This is a genomic window from Faecalibacterium sp. I2-3-92 (assembly GCF_023347315.1).
Classification (GTDB): domain Bacteria; phylum Bacillota; class Clostridia; order Oscillospirales; family Ruminococcaceae; genus Faecalibacterium; species Faecalibacterium duncaniae.
Map to the genome: position 1 here is coordinate 267,585 of NZ_CP094470.1, position 19,093 is coordinate 286,677.

Annotated in this window: 13 protein-coding genes and 3 rRNA genes; 14 read left to right on the plus strand and 2 right to left on the minus strand. The window is 58.6% G+C overall.

Annotation, left to right across the window (positions count from 1 at the left end):
• Together atpC and MTP42_RS01240 are read left to right on the plus strand one after the other, a co-directional pair.
• A complete protein-coding gene (gene atpC, locus MTP42_RS01235; protein ID WP_005930258.1) occupies positions 1-399 on the plus strand; it encodes an ATP synthase F1 subunit epsilon in 399 nt (132 codons plus the stop codon).
• Between the two features lie 165 nt (positions 400-564).
• A complete protein-coding gene (locus MTP42_RS01240) occupies positions 565-1,905 on the plus strand; it encodes an MATE family efflux transporter (protein WP_249257780.1) in 1,341 nt (446 codons plus the stop codon).
• A gap of 57 nt (positions 1,906-1,962) precedes the next feature.
• Here the strand turns inward: MTP42_RS01240 and aroD are convergent, their stop codons facing one another.
• Positions 1,963-2,721: a type I 3-dehydroquinate dehydratase gene (gene aroD, locus MTP42_RS01245; protein WP_249257781.1), complete on the minus strand. Its 759-nt coding sequence runs from the start codon at positions 2,719-2,721 to the stop codon at positions 1,963-1,965.
• A gap of 550 nt (positions 2,722-3,271) precedes the next feature.
• On the opposite strand from aroD, the gene MTP42_RS01250 reads away from it, so the two are divergent.
• The 10 genes from MTP42_RS01250 (at position 3,272) to MTP42_RS01295 (ending at position 16,990) form a co-directional block, all read left to right on the plus strand.
• Positions 3,272-4,782 (plus strand): 16S ribosomal RNA (locus MTP42_RS01250).
• 271 nt (positions 4,783-5,053) lie between these two features.
• A 23S ribosomal RNA gene (locus MTP42_RS01255) occupies positions 5,054-7,890 on the plus strand.
• Positions 7,891-8,014: 124 nt separating this feature from the next.
• Positions 8,015-8,131, plus strand: a 5S ribosomal RNA gene (gene rrf, locus MTP42_RS01260).
• Together the 16S, 23S and 5S rRNA genes form the textbook arrangement of a ribosomal RNA operon.
• Positions 8,132-8,249: 118 nt before the next feature.
• Entirely contained in the window at positions 8,250-8,435 is a 186-nt protein-coding gene (locus MTP42_RS01265) for a DUF1287 domain-containing protein (protein WP_342760526.1), read from the plus strand.
• Between the two features lie 60 nt (positions 8,436-8,495).
• Positions 8,496-9,335, plus strand: coding sequence for a hypothetical protein (locus tag MTP42_RS01270; protein ID WP_249257782.1), 840 nt, complete (start codon positions 8,496-8,498; stop codon positions 9,333-9,335).
• 120 nt (positions 9,336-9,455) lie between these two features.
• Positions 9,456-12,815, plus strand: a complete 3,360-nt coding sequence (locus tag MTP42_RS01275) for a DEAD/DEAH box helicase (protein WP_249257783.1) — start codon at positions 9,456-9,458, stop codon at positions 12,813-12,815.
• Positions 12,812-13,810 carry a C40 family peptidase gene (locus tag MTP42_RS01280; protein WP_249257784.1) on the plus strand — a complete coding sequence of 333 codons (999 nt, stop codon included), beginning with the start codon at positions 12,812-12,814 and terminating at the stop codon, positions 13,808-13,810. Before MTP42_RS01275 ends, MTP42_RS01280 begins: the two co-directional genes overlap by 4 nt.
• Before the next feature lie 378 nt (positions 13,811-14,188).
• Entirely contained in the window at positions 14,189-15,187 is a 999-nt protein-coding gene (locus MTP42_RS01285; protein ID WP_117534697.1) for a dipeptidase, read from the plus strand.
• A 152-nt stretch (positions 15,188-15,339) separates the two neighbouring features.
• Complete coding sequence (locus MTP42_RS01290) at positions 15,340-16,191, plus strand: serine hydrolase (RefSeq protein ID WP_249257785.1); 852 nt, start codon at positions 15,340-15,342, stop codon at positions 16,189-16,191.
• 49 nt (positions 16,192-16,240) lie between these two features.
• Positions 16,241-16,990 carry a TSUP family transporter gene (locus MTP42_RS01295; RefSeq protein ID WP_005930227.1) on the plus strand — a complete coding sequence of 250 codons (750 nt, stop codon included), beginning with the start codon at positions 16,241-16,243 and terminating at the stop codon, positions 16,988-16,990.
• 56 nt (positions 16,991-17,046) lie between these two features.
• Here the strand turns inward: MTP42_RS01295 and MTP42_RS01300 are convergent, their stop codons facing one another.
• Positions 17,047-17,901, minus strand: coding sequence for a DegV family protein (locus tag MTP42_RS01300; RefSeq protein ID WP_249257786.1), 855 nt, complete (start codon positions 17,899-17,901; stop codon positions 17,047-17,049).
• Positions 17,902-18,156: 255 nt separating this feature from the next.
• Between MTP42_RS01300 and MTP42_RS01305 the strand changes: the two genes are divergently transcribed.
• Both MTP42_RS01305 and MTP42_RS01310 read left to right on the plus strand, forming a co-directional pair.
• The gene (locus MTP42_RS01305) at positions 18,157-18,570 is read left to right on the plus strand and encodes a CPBP family intramembrane glutamic endopeptidase (protein WP_249257787.1); all 414 of its coding nucleotides are present in this window, start codon (positions 18,157-18,159) and stop codon (positions 18,568-18,570) included.
• On the plus strand, positions 18,567-19,055 hold the full coding sequence (locus tag MTP42_RS01310; RefSeq protein ID WP_005930211.1) for a nucleoside deaminase: 489 nt from the start codon (positions 18,567-18,569) through the stop codon (positions 19,053-19,055). The genes MTP42_RS01305 and MTP42_RS01310 overlap by 4 nt, the downstream gene beginning before the upstream one ends.
• Positions 19,056-19,093: the final 38 nt, after the last annotated feature.

Consider the following 19,093-nt stretch of genomic DNA (forward strand, 5'->3'; position numbering starts at 1 on the left):
ATGACGACCTTTCATCTGACGGTGGTCACGCCGGACGGCTGTGCCTTTGACGGTCAGGCGGAACGGGTGGTCTGCCGTGCCATCGACGGCGACCTTGCCATTCTGGCAAAGCATGGTGATTACTGCACCGCGCTGGGAATGGGCGAAGCCCATATCGTGGACGCGGACGGCCAGCGCCGCCGCGCCGCCTGCATGGGCGGGATGCTCACCGTGCTGAACGGGGATGTCCATCTGGTCGCTACCACCTGGGAGTGGGCCGAGGAGATCGACCAGGCCCGCGCCGAGGCCTCCAAGAAGCGCGCCGAAGAGATCCTGGCCCGGAAGGACCTGGATGAGCGCGAATATGAGCTGGCCCAGGCCCGCCTCAAGCGCGCCCTCGTCCGCACCTCTGTCCACTGACCCCGGAGCGCTGGACAAATCAGCGCCGCTGTGGTACACTGGTATCAGAACAATCAAATCAACAAAGGCTCCTTTGGAGTGCTGCAAACAGGGACCCCCCTGAAACCGGGGTTACATGCTTGCGGGCATTCTGAGGGAGCTTTTTTGATGCAAAGGAGGATGTGCATGAAGAAAAATCTGGATATGACAGAGGGAAAGCCGATCTCCCTGCTGTGGGCGTTTACCTTTCCTACATTGATGGGCAACCTGCTGAATCAGGTCTACTCCATTACCGACAGCATCGTGGTGGGGCGGTATCTCGGGCAGACCGCCCTTGCGGCGGTGGGCAGCACCATGCCGGTGATCCTGCTGCTGGCAGCTCTGATGATCGGCATCAATGTGGGCGTGGGGATCATCATCAGCCGGTACTTTGGCCAAAAGAACGAGGAGCTGATGCGGAGGGCCTTTGTGAACAGCCTGTATCTGGGGCTGTTCCTGTCGGCAGGGATGATGGTTCTGGGCCTGACCTTCTCCGGTACCATCCTGCGGTGGATGGGGACCCCGGAGGGCCCCCTGCAGGAAGCCACCGCTTATCTGGAGATCAGTTTCATCACCATGATCTGCCCCTTGATGTATTATTTGTTTTCCAGTGCATTCCGGGGGTTGGGGGACAGCCAGACAGCGCTGTACTGCCTGATCGTCTCCGTTCTGAGCAATATTGGCCTGGATGTGCTGTTTGTGGCTGTGTTCCGCTGGGGAGTGGCCGGGTCTGCCTGGGCCACGGCACTGGCGCAGGCCCTGTCGGCAGTGGTGGCGGCGGTGCTGCTGTTCCGCAAATATCCCATGATGCGGATGCGGCGGCAGGACCTCCGGCTCCATGGAAAGCTGCTGCGGCAGATCACGGTGCTGGCCATTCCCATTGCGGTGCAGTCTGCCTTCAACAATCTGGGCAATCTGGTGGCACAGAGTGCTGTCAATCTGTTCGGCGAGGCCACCATGGCGGCCTACACTGCCGCCAGCCGCATCGGAACACTGGCCCTGATGCCGGTGGAGACCATCGGCTCTTCCCTCAGCGTCTATGCCTCCCAGAACCACGGAGCCGGCAAGCCGCAGCGCATCCGGCAAGGGGTACGGGCCTCCCTGCAGCTGTCTCTGGTGGTCAGCACCGTGCTGGGAGTGTTTCTGCTGCTCTGCGGCCGCCAGATGGCAGGGCTGTTCCTCGCAGAGCCGTCTGCGGAGATCCTGACTGTGGTGCAGCGGTTTCTGCTGATCACGGCGGTGCCGGGGATCCTGGCCGGTGTGATGCAGGTGTATCAGCAGGTGCTCCGGGGCGTTGACAGGGCGAATCAGGCACTGATGGGCGGCGTGATGCAGCTCGTTACAAAAATTGCGGTGGTGGCTGTGGGCGCATGGGCAATGCGGAATCTGGATGTGGTCTGGCTTGGCTGGCCCGCCTCCTTTGTGGCCGGAACCGTGATCCCGTACTTCTGCTTTCAGAAGATCGTGCGGGAAATGGAAACAGAATAAAACAGAAAGCGCCCCCGGAAGGCAAATCGCTTTCCGGGGGCGCTGTGTATTGATAGATCAGCTGAGCCGCAGGCTGTCCAGCACAGCGTTGACCACATCCAGCCCCACCTGACCGGGGGCGCTGGCCGTGCCGGGATTGGCAAAGGTCATGGCAGAGCCAAAGGCTTCGCCGCAAAGGCGGCTCACGGCTCCCAGTGCGCCCATGCTCATGGTAATGACGGGCGTTTCGGGGTGGTGGTCGGTCATCTCGGCGGTGGCGGCCAGCAGCTCCAGCACATCGGCACGGCTCTGGGGCATCACGGCCAGCTTGGGCAGGTCGGCTCCTGCCTGCTGCATGGCCACCATCCGGGAGACCATCTCGGCCTTGGACGGGGTCTTATGGAAGTCGTGGCTGGAGCACACGACCTTGACCCCGGCGGTGTGCGCGTCCTGAACCAGCGCGGGAAGGTCTGTGCCTGCGGTGAAGAACTCAATATCAATGAGGTCAGCGCAATCGGTATCCAGAATGGTGCGGAGAAAACGGAGGTATCCCTCATGGCTGATCGGTATGCTGCCGCCCTCTTCCTTCGTGCGCAGGGTCACAAGCAGCAGCTTTTCCTTTAAGAGGACCCGTAACTTTGCCAGGCAGCGCACCACTGCCCCGGGGTCGGCGGCTGCATCAAACAGATCGACACGCCATTCCACACAATCGGCGCACAGCGTGGAAAACGCAGCGGCCTTTTCCAAAATCGCAGCCTCGGTGCGCTCTACAATGGGCAGAATGACTTTGGGGCGGCCTTCGCCGATACGGCAGCCGCGGACAGGAACACAGGACATGGCGCTTCTCCTTTATATTAAAGTATAGCTATATCATACAGGATACGGGATGACTCCATGATACGTTCTGCCCGCCGCCTTGTCAAGAAAGGAACAAGCATTGTTATAGGGGGAACAGAGGAATTTTATCCCCTGCAAATAATTTGGAAAAAAGATGTCAAAAAGTGTTGACAGAAGGCTGGGGATGTGGTATTATACTTGAGCGCCAAGGGCCGCCGGAAAGAATGACTTCTGAAAGCGGCAGAAGCAAAGCGAAAGAACCAATATGGATACGTTGAAAAACGAGCCACAAGTTCGAAAAGATCGAAAAGCTTCTGAAAAAAGTGCTTGACAAAAAATTACATCTGTGGTAAAATAATCAAGTCGTCAGCCGCTAAGGCTGAGGCGCACAGGACCTTGAAAATTGAACAATATCGAAAAACTTGTAACGGAACCTATTTTCGTGTTGGAAAAACACGTTAAACAATTCCAAACAAAGTAATTCACACAGGACGCAAGCGATTGCGTGCTGAGCGAAGAAGATTTAACACTTTTTAAGTGATAAATATCATTTATAAAGAGTTTGATCCTGGCTCAGGACGAACGCTGGCGGCGCGCCTAACACATGCAAGTCGAACGAGCGAGAGAGAGCTTGCTTTCTCGAGCGAGTGGCGAACGGGTGAGTAACGCGTGAGGAACCTGCCTCAAAGAGGGGGACAACAGTTGGAAACGACTGCTAATACCGCATAAGCCCACGGGTCGGCATCGACCAGAGGGAAAAGGAGCAATCCGCTTTGAGATGGCCTCGCGTCCGATTAGCTAGTTGGTGAGGTAATAGCCCACCAAGGCAACGATCGGTAGCCGGACTGAGAGGTTGAACGGCCACATTGGGACTGAGACACGGCCCAGACTCCTACGGGAGGCAGCAGTGGGGAATATTGCACAATGGGGGAAACCCTGATGCAGCGACGCCGCGTGGAGGAAGAAGGTCTTCGGATTGTAAACTCCTGTTGTTGAGGAAGATAATGACGGTACTCAACAAGGAAGTGACGGCTAACTACGTGCCAGCAGCCGCGGTAAAACGTAGGTCACAAGCGTTGTCCGGAATTACTGGGTGTAAAGGGAGCGCAGGCGGGAAGACAAGTTGGAAGTGAAATCTATGGGCTCAACCCATAAACTGCTTTCAAAACTGTTTTTCTTGAGTAGTGCAGAGGTAGGCGGAATTCCCGGTGTAGCGGTGGAATGCGTAGATATCGGGAGGAACACCAGTGGCGAAGGCGGCCTACTGGGCACCAACTGACGCTGAGGCTCGAAAGTGTGGGTAGCAAACAGGATTAGATACCCTGGTAGTCCACACCGTAAACGATGATTACTAGGTGTTGGAGGATTGACCCCTTCAGTGCCGCAGTTAACACAATAAGTAATCCACCTGGGGAGTACGACCGCAAGGTTGAAACTCAAAGGAATTGACGGGGGCCCGCACAAGCAGTGGAGTATGTGGTTTAATTCGACGCAACGCGAAGAACCTTACCAAGTCTTGACATCCTGCGACGATGCTGGAAACAGTATTTTCCTTCGGGACGCAGAGACAGGTGGTGCATGGTTGTCGTCAGCTCGTGTCGTGAGATGTTGGGTTAAGTCCCGCAACGAGCGCAACCCTTACTGTCAGTTACTACGCAAGAGGACTCTGGCAGGACTGCCGTTGACAAAACGGAGGAAGGTGGGGATGACGTCAAATCATCATGCCCTTTATGACTTGGGCTACACACGTACTACAATGGCGTTAAACAAAGAGAAGCAAGACCGCGAGGTGGAGCAAAACTCAGAAACAACGTCCCAGTTCGGACTGCAGGCTGCAACTCGCCTGCACGAAGTCGGAATTGCTAGTAATCGTGGATCAGCATGCCACGGTGAATACGTTCCCGGGCCTTGTACACACCGCCCGTCACACCATGAGAGCCGGGGGGACCCGAAGTCGGTAGTCTAACCGCAAGGAGGACGCCGCCGAAGGTAAAACTGGTGATTGGGGTGAAGTCGTAACAAGGTAGCCGTAGGAGAACCTGCGGCTGGATCACCTCCTTTCTAAGGAGTCAGGCAGATGGAAGAACATCGAAGATGGTCGGCCATCTGGAACAGGTGACAGATACAAGCAGAGTAGATATTGTTCGATTTTGAGGGCCCTGAAAAGGACACTCAAAGACGTACCTTGAAAACTGAATAATAACTGCGAAACAAAGATTATAGTAAGTTCTTTTAAGAAATATTGCAATTTCAAAAGGAAGGGTAACAATAATCTTCGTTGGCAAAAGAGAGAATCAAGAGGATACCAAATGTTCTGAAAGAACGTTTGAAAGGTCAAGCGAACAAGGGCGCAGGGCGAATGCCTTGGCACTGGGAGCCGATGAAAGACGTGATAAGCTGCGATAAGCTTCGGGGAGCTGCAAATAAGCATTGATCCGGAGATTTCTGAATGAGGAAACTCACCTGGGTTCATACTCAGGTACAATACATTGAAATTCAAAATAGGTGTATTGAGGGAACCGCCTGAACTGAAACATCTAAGTAGGGCGAGGAAGAGACATCAAACGAGATTCCGTAAGTAGTGGCGAGCGAACGCGGAAGAGGGCAAACCGAGAGTAGAAATACTTTCGGGGTACGGACTGCTTTTAAGACTTAATCTGTTAACCGAACGGCATGGGAAGGCCGGTCAGAGAGTGTGAGAACCACGTAGGTGAAAACGGAGAGAGCTGCGCAGGATCCAGAGTACGGCCAGACACGTGAAACCTGGTCGGAATACGGGGGGACCACCCTCCAACCCTAAATACTACCCAGTGACCGATAGCGTATAGTACTGTGAAGGAAAGGTGAAAAGCACCCCGGGAGGGGAGTGAAAAAGAACCTGAAACCCTGTGCCTACAAGCACCTAGAGCGCGTCAAAGCGTGATAGGGTACTTTTTGTAGAACGGTCCGGCGAGCGATTGTATGCAGCAAGGTTAAGGACTTAAGGTCTGGAGCCGAAGCGAAAGCGAGTTTGAAAAGGGCGTTAAGTTGCATATAATGGGCCCGAAACCGGGTGACCTACCCATGGTCAGGTTGAAGTGGAAGTAAAATTCCATGGAGGACCGAACCGACCTCCGTTGAAAAGGCGGCGGATGAACTGTGGGTAGCGGAGAAATTCCAATCGAACCCGGAGATAGCTGGTTCTCCCCGAAATAGTTTTAGGACTAGCCTCAAGTTAGATACCTGGAGGTAAAGCACTGAATAGCCTAGCGGCCGAGAGGTTAGCGAAGCTTATCAAACTCAGAATGCCAGAGTATTGATGCTTGGGAGTCAGACAGTGTCAGATAAATGTCATTGTCAAAAGGGAAACAGCCCAGATCTACAGCTAAGGTCCCAAAGTCAGGTTAAGTGGAAAACGATGTGAAGATACGCAGACAACCAGGATGTTGGCTCAGAAGCAGCCACTCATTCAAAGAGTGCGTAATAGCTCACTGGTCGAGCGTCTTTGCGCGGAGAATTTAACGGGGCTAAACCTGACACCGAAGCTTAGGCAATGCACGTAAGTGTATTGGGTAGGGGAGCGTTGTATACGCGGAGAAACAGTAGCGTAAGCGGCTGTGGAGTGTATAGAAGTGAGAATGCCGGAATGAGTAGCGCGAATGCAGTGAGAATCTGCATGGCCGAAAGCCTCAGGTTTCTGGAGGAAGGTTCGTCCGCTCCAGGTTAGTCGGGAGCTAAGGTGAGGCCGGAAGGCGTAGCCGATGCACAGACGGTAGAGATTCCGTCACCACCAAAAGAGTTAAGCACAGGGACACATATGAAGTCTCAGAGCCGGGTGTTGGTTCCGGTAGAGATCGAGGGAAATTAGTACCGAAGTCTGAGATGGAAGATGGCGAGAAAAGCTGTGTGTATTTCTGAGGTGCCCGTACCGCAAACCGACACAGGTAGGTAGGAAGAAGATTCTAAGGCCAACGGGAGAAGGGTTGTTAAGGAACTCGGCAAATTGACCCCGTAACTTCGGGAGAAGGGGTGCTCCAGAGATGGAGCCGCAGAGAATCGGCCCAAGCAACTGTTTACCAAAAACACAGGTTTGTGCTAAATCGAAAGATGACGTATACGAGCTGACGCCTGCCCGGTGCTGGAAGGTTAAGAGGAGATGTGCAAGCATTGAATCGAAGCCCCAGTGAACGGCGGCCGTAACTATAACGGTCCTAAGGTAGCGAAATTCCTTGTCAGGTAAGTTCTGACCCGCATGAAAGGCGTAATGATTTGGGCACTGTCTCAACAGCCCGCCCGGCGAAATTGTAGTACCGGTGAAGATGCCGGTTACCCGCGACAAGACGGAAAGACCCCATGGAGCTTTACTGTAGCCTAATATTGGGTTTCGATGTTGCATGCACAGGATAGATGGGACTCTGGGAAACCAAGGCTTTGGCTTTGGCGGAGAGGCCGTTGGGATACCATCCTTGCGATATTGGAATTCTAACCTGCGGCTCTGAATCGAGTCGGGGGACATTGTTAGGTGGGCAGTTTGACTGGGGCGGTCGCCTCCTAAAGAGTAACGGAGGCGTTCAAAGGTTCGCTCAGCTTGAACGGAAATCAAGCAAAAGAGTGCAAACGCAGAAGCGAGCCTAACTGCGAGACTGACGGGTCGAGCAGTAACGAAAGTTGGAGTTAGTGATCCGGTGGTATGTGAGTGGAAATGCCATCGCTCAACGGATAAAAGTTACCCTGGGGATAACAGGCTGATCTCCCCCAAGAGTCCACATCGACGGGGAGGTTTGGCACCTCGATGTCGGCTCATCGCATCCTGGGGCTGTATTCGGTCCCAAGGGTTTGGCTGTTCGCCAATTAAAGCGGTACGCGAGCTGGGTTCAGAACGTCGTGAGACAGTTCGGTCCCTATCTGTCGTGGGCGCAGGATATTTGATGGGAGCTGTCCCTAGTACGAGAGGACCGGGACGGACGTACCTCTGGCGCACCAGTTGTTCCGCCAGGAGCATAGCTGGGCAACTACGTACGGATCGGATAAACGCTGAAAGCATCTAAGCGTGAAGCCGACCCAAAGATAAGATATCCCACTGATTGAATCAGGTAAGATCCCTTGTAGACTACGAGGTTGATAGGCACGATGTGTAAGTGGAGTGATCCATTCAGCAAGTGTGTACTAATAGATCGAGGGCTTGACCACAATTCGCTTGAATTCTCAAGTCAATGACAAAATGTTAGCAGTGATTATTCAGTTTTGAAGGCACGTCCTTCTAAAAACACTGGACAAAGTAAAACAGAAATGTTATACTGAACCAGTCATATTGGTCGGTGACGATGACGGTGAGGTTCCACCTGTTCCCATTCCGAACACAGAAGTTAAGCTCACTCGTGCCCAAGATAGTTCGCTGGAAACGGCGCGTGAAAATAGGTAGTCGCCGACTTGAACAGAACGCTTCAGGATTTTTCCTGAGGCGTTTTTTGTTTCGTAAATTTGACGAAGTGCACTGAAATAACATTCGGATTCGTGTTCTATACAAAGGGAGGAATGTGCCGTGAGATGTGGAGCAGTGGCAGGGCGGTGACATCGTGATCTTTGAAAAGCATATCGGCATCGTTTCTGATCGGCGGAACTGGGACGGTGTGCCCTATGTGATCCATCATAACGATCCGTGGCAGACTGCTTACGAACAGGACATTCTGGAAAAGCGAACGGACATTGTGGGACATTACCGTATCTCCCAATAACGGCATAAAAAGCGGCTCCACCGCGCTGGGAAAACCAGCGTAAGCGGGGCCGCTGTGTTTATGTCGGAATATCAGTGCGCGTTTGTTGCACTTTTGCACGGCTTCCGGTATAATGAAAGAAACTACCGCGAGGGAGATGAAACGATGGACTGGGTCATGTGTCTGCTGCCAATGGCAGTGTGCTTTGTGGGCGTTCTTTTTTCGGTGAAAGTGAGCAAAAAGCACAAGCGCATTCTGGCGGCTGCCGGGGTGATGCTGTTTCTGTGCGTGGCATTCGGCTCCCTTGCAGTGTACCGGGTGCAGAAGATTACCAAGCCCATCCGGGAAAGCGATACGCTTGCCGTGGCGGAAATGAACCTGAATTCGTTCCGGGGCGATGTGGAGATGAACGATCTCCAGACCGATGCTTCGACGGAGCTGTATCAGGCGCTCGAAGAATATCTAGGAAAGAAACTCTACCTGCCCTGCATCAATCAGGATACCTTCGATGCGGGTGGGCAGGATGTGGTCCTTCAATTCGGCAGCGACGACGAGGCGAAGGTCTGGCTTGCGTTTTATGCGGACAGCCGAATCTGTTTGGTCAACGGGAAAAAGGCATACGTTTTTCCGGGAGGAAAGGCAGTTTATCAGGAAATCGAGGAAATTCTAGCGTCAGTCAGCACCTATACGGCAGTTACCGTCACTGCAATTGACGAGAAAAATGATTTTCTGATGGCGGAAGAAAAAAACGGGAAGCTATATGCGTTCCACAAGGTTTCAGAAAAGCTGCGGACAAAAAGTGGAAAGCAAGCAAAGCTGGAAGACCTTGCGGTAGGGGATGAACTTACGGTGTTGTCGGATGGCAGGGTGTTGCTGAGTGACCCGTATCAAATTGAAAATATCTATCAGATTTATACATAAGGCTTCCTTCCGCTGTCCCTGCAAAAGAGGCGGCGGATTTTTTCTGCAAAAGCCTTGCATCCCGCCCGCCGGTGCGGTATGCTTAACCAATAGAGCATTGCAGAGGGAGGGAGACCCCGGATGGACATGGAAGAGATCCGCTACCTGTTGGGCGGCACGGTATTCGCGCGGGCCAAGGCCTACACGGACCGGATACAGGATCTGAACTGCGAAGTGGCCGGGAACGGCGTGCGCCACCTGAGCGCCGACGTGCGCGGCGGCGGGCGGAGCCTGTACCAGACCCAGGTCTGGCTGCGGGAAAACGGCAGCTTTGTCAGCGCCAGCTGCTCCTGCCCTTACAACGAAAACGGCGAGGGGCCCTGCTGCAAGCACATCGGCGCGCTGCTGATGTGGGACAGCGAGAGTCAGGGCCTTTCCGGCAGAGCGCCGCAGAAGCCCTCGGAGAGCCCGGAGAGCATCCCGGGCGTGGTGCGGGGCACGGCCAACCTGCAAACGCCCCAGCCTGAGGAGCCGCCCCGCAGGGACAGCTATGCCTCCAGCCTGGAAATGCTGTTCGGCAAGAAGTGGCGGGGCGAGGAACCGGAATCCGACTACGAGGCACGGCGGCTGCTCCGGGCCTATCAGGAGGGAGCACTGGCCGAGGTGGACGGCGTGACCGGCCACGCGGAGCTGCGCCCCCATTCCGCAGAGCTGGAGCCGGAGCTGACCCTGCTGCCCGGGGAGCTGCCCTGGCTGCGGCTGCGCATCTCGGCAGACGGCGGGCGGCAGTATGTGGTAAAGAGCATCCCGGACCTGCTGCGGGCCGTGGAGAAGCACGGCTTCATCAGTTACGGCAAGGCGCTGGAATTCCAGCACAGCTGGGAGGCCTTTGCCCCGGAGGCACAGCAGCTGCTCCGCCTGCTGCGGCGGCAGCTCAGCGCAAAGGAAGGGGCCGAGGCGGCCCTGCGCAGCTACGGCAATGCGCCCCGCAGCGGGCCTGCCGGGGGCATCCCGCTGAACGGCGAGATCTTTGACGGTCTGGTGGCCCTCTATGCCCCCACCGGCAATCTGGGCGGCTACACCCTCAAGACCGGCATCCCGGCCCTGACCATGCGGGTGGAAAAGCGCCGGGGCGGCGTGGAGGTGTCCGTGACCCCCGCGTTGGGATGGAAAACGGGTTTAGACAACGACTATTTATACAGTGAGGATACGATTTGGCAGCTGGACCGGGCCGAAAGCGCCCGGATGCGGCCCGCCCTTGAGGCGCTGTGCGGCAAGAGCCTGTTCTTTACCACCGGGGATGCCACCGCCTTTTGCAGCTACGTCCTGCCGGAGCTGGGCAGCAGGGTGACCATTGAGGACCCCGAACGCCTGCTGCTGAATCAGATCCCGCTGGAGCCGGTGGTGCAGTTTTACCTTGACGCGCCCACGCGGGAAACGGTGCGGGCGCACCTTGAGTTTTTGTACGGCGAGGACCGCGTCACGCCGGAGGAACCGGGGCCTGCCGGTCTGCTGCGGGATGCCCGCGCCGAACAGCGGGCCGGGCGGCTGCTGGGGCGGTATCTGGAGCCGGGGCCGGACACCATGGGCAACGGCCTTGCCGCCCACTACGATGCCTATGAGGAGGATGAAGTCTACCGCTTCCTCGATGAGGGCATCCCGGCCCTGCTGGCTGAGGGCGAGGTCTACCTGACCGATGCCTTCCGCAGTATGCAGGCCGCACCGCCGAAGATCTCGGTGGGGGTGTCGGTGCACGGCAGCGTGCTCGACCTGGAGGTGGACACGGGGGAGTTCCCGGTGGGGGAGCTGAAAGCCCTGCTGAGATCGCTCCACCAGAAAAAGCGCTACCACCGCCTGCGCGATGGCCGTCTGCTCCGGCTGGACGATTCCATGGAGGTGCTGGACGAGCTGAACGAGACGCTGGAGCTTTCCGGGGCCAAACTGGGCCAGGCCCACGCCCGGCTGCCCCTGTACCGGGCCCCCAGTCTGGACTGGGCGCTTTCGGGGCAGAACGGCATCCGCTTCAACCGGGACGATGCCTTCCGCCAACTCAGCCGGAGCTTCCACGCGGTGAAGGACAGCGAGTATACACCGCCTGCATCTCTACAAAAAGTTTTGCGAAAATACCAGCGGGACGGCTACCGCTGGCTCCGCACGCTGGATGGCTACGGCATGGGCGGCATCCTTGCGGATGATATGGGTCTGGGCAAGACGGTGCAGGTGCTCAGCTACCTGCTGGCCCTCCGGGAGCAGGGCGGGAACCCCCTGCCCAGCCTTATCGTCTGCCCGGCCTCGCTGGTGCTGAACTGGGCCGAGGAATGCCAAAAGTTCACACCGGAGCTGAACTGCGTTGTGGTGGACGGGGATGCCGCCCACCGGGCCCAGCTGGCCGAGCAGTGGGACGGGGCCGACGTGGTGGTGACCAGCTACGACCTGCTCCGCCGCGACGAGACCCTGTACCAGAACCAGAAATTCTACGCCTGCATCCTGGACGAGGCCCAGGCCATCAAGAACCACACCACCCAGAAATACAAGGCGGTGTGCGGGGTGAACAGCCGTGTCCGCTTTGCACTGACCGGCACCCCCGTGGAGAACCGCCTGGGTGAGCTGTGGAGCATCTTCTCCTTCCTGATGCCGGGCTACCTGCCGCCCTACAAGAGCTTCTGCAGCCGGTTTGAAAAGCCCATCACGCAGGAAAACGACCCGGCGGCGGTGCGGCGGCTGAACCAGCTCACCGGGCCGTTCATCCTGCGCCGGATGAAGTCCGAGGTGCTGAAGGAGCTGCCCCCCAAAACAGAGAACGTCTACCGCATCGAGCTGGAGGAGGAGCAGCGCAAGCTCTACCTTGCCGCCGTGGTGGATGCCCGGGAGAAGCTGCGGGCCGCCAAGCCCGAGGACAAGATGGCGGTGTTCGCCGTCCTCATGCGTCTGCGGGAGATCTGCTGCGACCCCCGGCTCATTGCCGACAACTGGACAGGCGGCAGCGCCAAGCTGGATGCCTGCATCGAGCTGGTCACCAGTGCCGTGGAGAGTGGGCACCGCATCCTGCTGTTCAGCCAGTTCACCTCCATGCTGGAGCTGCTGGCCAAGCGGCTGGACGCGGAGGGTGTGAGCCACTTCACCCTGCAGGGCTCCACCCCCAAGCCGGTGCGTGCCGAGCTGGTGCGCCGCTTCAACGGCGGCGAAGCCAGCGTGTTCCTGATCTCCCTGCGGGCAGGCGGCACCGGCCTGAACCTGACCGCCGCCGATATCGTCATCCACTACGACCCCTGGTGGAACGTGGCGGCTCAGAATCAGGCCACCGACCGTGCCTACCGCATCGGCCAGCAGAACCCGGTGCAGGTGTACAAGCTCATCGCCCAGGACACCATTGAGGAAAAGATCGTGGAGCTGCAGCAGGTCAAGCAGGATCTGGCCGAGACCGTCACCGGCAGCGCGGATGGTGCCATCCTGCGCATGAAGCCGGAGGAGCTGCTGAATTTGTTGGAGGGAACCGAATGATGCAATACGCCATATTTGCCCGGCCTGTCGTGACCATTTACGATCTGCCCCAGACCACGAAACAGAGCGAGGCGGGCCTTGTTTCCACCATCGGGGACGAAGGCCTGTACGGTCAGGCCTGTCAGGTGCGCACCGCCCCCGGCGGCGTGACTGCCGAGGGAGTGCCCCTCTCCCCGGAGGTGGCCGAGGTGGTCACCTTTTACGGCTACCACGGCTTTGTCCGGCGGGATGCGCTGAAATTTGTCAGCGAGGATGCGCTGCGGGCCTACCTGCCCCAGCCGCTGGTGCTGGTGGGCCGTGCCACCGATGTGCTCAGCCTGCCCAAGGTGCAGGGGGTGCGGATGCTGGAGCTGGAGCGGGGCTGCCTGCTCTGCCGCCTGCCCGAACCGCCCGAGGAAGCCTTGGCCCACACCGGCTGGGCCAAGGTGGCCCTGCTGGATGGCCGCACCGGCTATGTCCGGGACGTGGCGCTGGAACCGGTGCGGTTTGAGATGACCGCCGTGTTCTCCCAGCGGGAGGGGCTGGCCTTTGATGACGCGCTGGCTGAGGCCCGGAATATTACCGCCGGGGAGCTGGTGCCGCAGGCACTGCAGATGTGGTACGACGGCAGCGAGGAAGCGTTCCGGGATGCCGTCTGCGCACAGGCGAAAAAGTATCTGGGCACCGAGTACCGCTGGGGCGGCAAGTCGGGCCGGGGCATTGATTGTTCCGGCCTTGTCAGCAGCGCCTATATGCAGTGCGGCGTGCTCATCTACCGGGATGCCAGGATCGTGGAGGGCTGGCCCATGCACCAGATCCCCTTTGCAGACAAAAAGCGGGGCGATGCCCTCTATTTCCCCGGCCATATCGCCCTTTACCTTGGCGAGGGCCGCTACATCCACTCCACCGGCGCGTCCGCCAGCGGCGGCGTGGTCATCAACAGCCTTGACCCCGCCGACCCGCTGTACCGGGAAGATCTGGTCAAGAGTCTGTATGCGGTGGGGAGTGTGTTCTGAAACGACCAGGTGCGGCTCTGTACAACCTCTCAGTCGCGTGCTTCGCCGCGACAGCTCCCCTAGTAGGGGAGCCCTTGGCAGGCCGTCGTGTTTTCGTGGTCTGGCGCTTCGCTCCTGTTTGCCCTGCTTGCGGCAGGAGTGCGTTTTGGAGCGTCAGCGATCATTGCGAAAAATGAATCCTATGCCAAGGCCTCCCCTATTAGGGGAGGTGGCATCGAGCGATAGCGAGGATGACGGAGAGGTTTTGCTTACGGGAGAAACCTCTCAGGCGCTGACGCGCCAGCTCCCCTAGCAGGGGAGCCAAGTTTTCGCTGCGGAAAACGGGAGCTTTGTGGCAGAAATGATTTACATAGAAGCTGTTAAGAAAGGACATGAACGATGAAAGTCTTTGATCTACATTGTGATACCCTGAGCGAGCTGCGGCGCGCGGAGATGCGGGGCGACGGGCAGACCTTTGCCCACAACAACGGCCACATCGATCTGGAAAAGCTGGAGAAGGGCGACTACATGCTCCAGTGCTTTGCCGCCTTTGTGAATCTGGCCGACCCCACCCCGGGCGCGGACCCGCTGGTGACGGCGCTGGAAGAGATCGACGTGTTCAAGCGGATGATGGAGCGGTATTCCGACAGGATCGCCCCTGTCTACCGCCCCGAGGATATCCGCAAAAACGCCGAGGCGGGCAAGATCAGCGGAATGCTGACCATTGAGGAGGCCGGCTGCTGCAAGGGCAGCCTGGGCGTGCTGCGCCGGATGTACGAGCTGGGCGTGCGGATGATGACCCTGACCTGGAACCACGAAAACGAGCTGGCCAGCCCCAACGTGGTGCCCGGCAACGGCCCCATCTGGCCCTGTATGCCCAACACCGAGACCGGCCTGAAGGAGAAGGGCTTCGAGTTCCTGGCCGAGATGGAGCGCCTGCACATCATTGCCGATGTGAGCCACCTGTCCGATAAGGGCTTCTGGGACATTGCGGAGCACAGCACCCGCCCCTTTGCGGCCAGCCACTCCAACTGCCGCGCCCTGGCCCCCCACTGCCGCAACCTGACCGACGAGATGATCCGGGTCATGGCGGAAAAAGGCGGTCTGGTGGGCCTGAACTACTGCGCGGGCTTTCTGGATGACCAGCCCAGCCCCGACCTGTGCCGCAGCACCACGGCCCTGATGGCCAAACACGCCGCCCATTTCAAGCAGGTGGGCGGCATTGAGATCATCGGTCTGGGCAGTGACTTTGACGGCATCGGCGGCAAGCTGGAACTGAGCGACTGCTCCAAAATGCCCCTGCTGGCCGATGCTCTGCGGAAAGAGGGCTTCACCGAGGATGAGGTGGAAGCCATCTTCTTCCGCAACGCACAGCGTTTCTTTGAAAACAACCTGTAATCACCGTTAGTATCAAAATCATCGTTGCAATCGTTGATAACGTTGGTGAAAAAGAAAAGTTAGCAACGATAACAACGATATCAACGATAATAATGTCTTAACGGTAAGGATTTAAGTATAACGGAAAGTATAGAAAAGTTGAGGAATTCCAGATGGATCAGAATATGACATTGGAAAAGCGCATTGCCGCCGAGCTCTATTCCTATCAGGGCAGGATGAGCGTTTTTGTGGATGACCTGCGCGGCAGCACGGTGGAGATCGGTGCCGACGAGGAATTTGAGACGGCCTCCACCATCAAGGCGTTCATTCTGGCGGTGCTGTATCTGCAGGCCAGCCGGGGCAGGGCTGACCTGGAAGAGGAGATCACCTACGAGACCAGCCAGTTCGTGGACGGCTCCGGGATGCTCCGGGCCCTGGGCGTGGGGGCAAAGCTCAAGGTGAAGGACACTGCCACCATGATGATCATCTGCTCGGACAACATCGCCACCAATATGATCATCGATTACCTGGGGCTGGACACCATCAATGCCTGCATCCGGGAATTGGGCTTTGGGCACACCGTCCTGCACAACCCCCTCCACTTTGACCGCTACGACAAGCTGGGCACCACCACGCCCCGGGACTACGCCGCCCTGTTTGCGCAGGTGGCAAAGGGCACGCTGGTCAGCAAAGAAGCCAGCGCCGCCATGCTGGGCATCTTCCGCCAGCAGCACTACAACACCATGCTGACCCACGATTTCCCCCAGTTCTATCTGGACTGCGAGGAGACCGGCGAGCCGGAGCTTATCTGGGTGGCCAGCAAGAGCGGCAGCATGAACGCCTGCCGCAACGACGGCGGCATCATCCACACCCCCTACGGCGAGTATGTGATCGTTCTGATGAACAAGGAGTTCCATGACATCATCGAGTACAACGACCACCCCGCCATGGTCTATGGTGCGCGGGTGTCCCGGATGATCCTGGATCAGATCCTGGCCTGCGAGGGAAAGCTGTATCTGAAGTAAACGAAAGAGTGGGAAAGTAGAACGAATGGAAATTACATTATCATTGCCAATGCTGTTGTTTCTGATGCTGATGACCGGGTTTGCGGGCTTTGTGGACTCGGCGGCGGGCGGCGGCGGTCTGATCAGCCTGCCCGCCTATCTGTTTGCGGGCCTGCCGGTGCATTACACCTACGGCACCAATAAATTCAGCGCGGCCTGCGGCACCACCTTTGCCACGGCGCAGTTCTTCCAGAAGGGAGCCATGAACATCCGGGTCGGTCTGCTGGCGGCTGTGGGCAGCTTTGTAGGCAGCGCACTGGGCTCCCACATCGTGCTCCTGCTCAGCGATCAGGTGCTGCGCACCATGATGCTCATCATCCTGCCGGTGGCGGCGGTGCTCATCCTCTGGCGGCGGGACCTGCCCGACGAGAACCGGGACGACGGCACCCTGAACGCCAAAAAGGCGGTGCTGGCCCTTGCCATCGGGCTGGGCATCGGCCTGTACGACGGCATCTTTGGCCCGGGCACCGGCACCTTTGCCATCATTGCCTTTACCACCCTGATGGGCTTTGACCTGCGCACGGCGGGCGGCAACGCCAAGGTGCTCAACCTTGCCAGCAACTACGCCAGCCTGGTAACGTATCTTTCCAGCGGGCTGGTGGTGTTCTCCATCGGCATTCCCTGTGCCATCAGCGGCATTGTGGGCAACCTGCTGGGCTCCCACTTCGCCCTCAAGAAGGGCGCAAAGTTCATCCGCCCCATGATGCTTGTGGTGCTGGTGCTCCTGCTGGGCAAGATCGTCTCGGACGCGGTGCTGTGAACCAACAAAAAAGAGGAACTGCCGGGAAAGCAGTTCCTCTTTTTGATTGGGTAAGATCAGAAGGTGAAGCCCTCATCGAGGAAGGCCAGGCCGAACGCGCCGGGGCCGGCGTGGGTGCCGATGACGCAACCGATCTGGCGCACAAGGGCCTCGCTCCGGCCCAGATTCTCCTGCAGGTAGGTCTGGATGGGCTGCACCTCGCGGGGGGCGAGGGTGTAACCGGCCAGCGCGTCGGCGCAGGTGCTGATGCCGCCCAGCTCCTCGATCTTCTTGAACAGGGCAACGTAAGCGCCGGGCAGGCCCCGGGCCTTGCCCGCCATAACGACCTTGCCCTCCTTGATGGTGATGAGGGGCTTGATGCCCAGCATCCCACCGGCCACGGCCACGGCGGCGGGCAGGCGGCCGCCCTTGCGCAGATACTTCAGGTCGTCGATGACAGCCACCAGATGCAGATGCTCCTTGGCGTGCTCAAGGGTGGCGGCGATCTGCCCGGCAGTCTTTCCGGCATCCCGCAGCTGAACAGCCAGCCGCACCAGCAGGCTCTCGCCCAGGCAGACGTTTTCGGAATCCACAAAGAGGACGTTGTCCACATTGGCCATGTCTGCGGCCAGCCGGGCGCACTGGCAGGTGCCGGACAGCTCATGGGAGAGGAAGATGCCCACCACTTCGTCCCCGGCGGCAGCCGCCTCAAGGAAGAAGCGCTGGAACAGCTCGGGGCTGGGCTGGCTGGTGGTGGGCAGCCTGTGGCAGCGGGCCATCACGCCGTAATACACGGTGGGGGTCATATCCACGCCGTCCCGGAGCACGGTGCCGTCCTCCAGGGTGACGTTCAGGGGGATGACGGTCACGCCCAGCTGCTCGGCTTCAGCGGGCAGGATGTCGGATGCGGAATCGGTAAGAATGCGGATCATAGTAATACCTCCAACGGGGCCAAGAACGGATAACCCGACCAAATCAATCAAAAAGTCGTATAGGAATATACCAGAGACGACGGGAAATGTCAATTGTTTGAATCAATATTTCTTCGTATTTTCGCAATTCCGCTCCGTTTTCTTGCACAAACGGGCCGGAACATGATACAATGGGCATCAGGCATTGCGGGGCGGTGCGCTGTGCGCCCGAAGCAGCGGAACAGCGCGGCCCCAAACGGAGAGGGGACGGGGAAGATGTCAGAACAGAACCGCCGCCTGCGGGCGGCAGGCATCGCGGCACTGGCCTGGGCCGGGCTGGCGGCGGTCTGGTGTGTGCTGGTCCCCGGCGGGGCGGCAGAGCTGCCGCAGGGCGTGTCCGGCACGCTGCGCAGCCTGCTGGTGCTGCCGCTGGCCGAGGAGCTGGTGTTCCGGGGGGCGCTGCTGCGCCTGCTGCGGCCGCTGGGGGAGCACCCGGCAAACCTCTGCCAGGCTGTGCTCTTTGCGGCCCTGCACGGAACACTGACCGAAAAGTGCTACGCGCTGGGCATGGGGCTCATTTTCGGGTGGGCCGCAGAGCAGACCGACAGTCCTGCACCCGGGGTGGTGCTGCATATCCTGAACAATGGGCTGGTGCTGGCCCGGGCGCTGGCAGAAAGGGGAATGGGATGACCGACTATGAGCTGATGGGCGCGGCGCTGGAGGAGGCCGCACGGGCCGCCGCGCTGGGCGAGGTGCCCGTGGGCGCGGTGGTGGCCCGGAACGGCGAGATCATCGCCGCCGCCCACAACACCCGCGAGACCGAGAAAAACGCCCTCCACCACGCCGAGCTGCTGGCCATTGACGCGGCCTGCAAAAAGCTGGGCGGCTGGCGGCTGTGGCAGTGTGAGCTGTTCGTTACGCTGGAGCCCTGCCCCATGTGCAGCGGCGGCATCATCAACAGCCGGATCAGGCGGGTGGTGTACGGCGCGGCGGATACCAAGGCCGGGTGCTGCGGCAGTGTGACCGACCTGTTCGCCCTGCCCTTCAACCACCATCCGGTGGTGGAACGCGGTCTGCGGGCGGAGGAGGCGCAGGCGCTGCTGCAGGCGTTTTTCCTCCGGCTGCGGGAGCAGCGGGCCGCAAAGCCCCGCTGGAAACCGCCCGTGACCCCCTGAGAACGTGAAAAAAAGTGGGAACTGCGTGAAAAGACGGC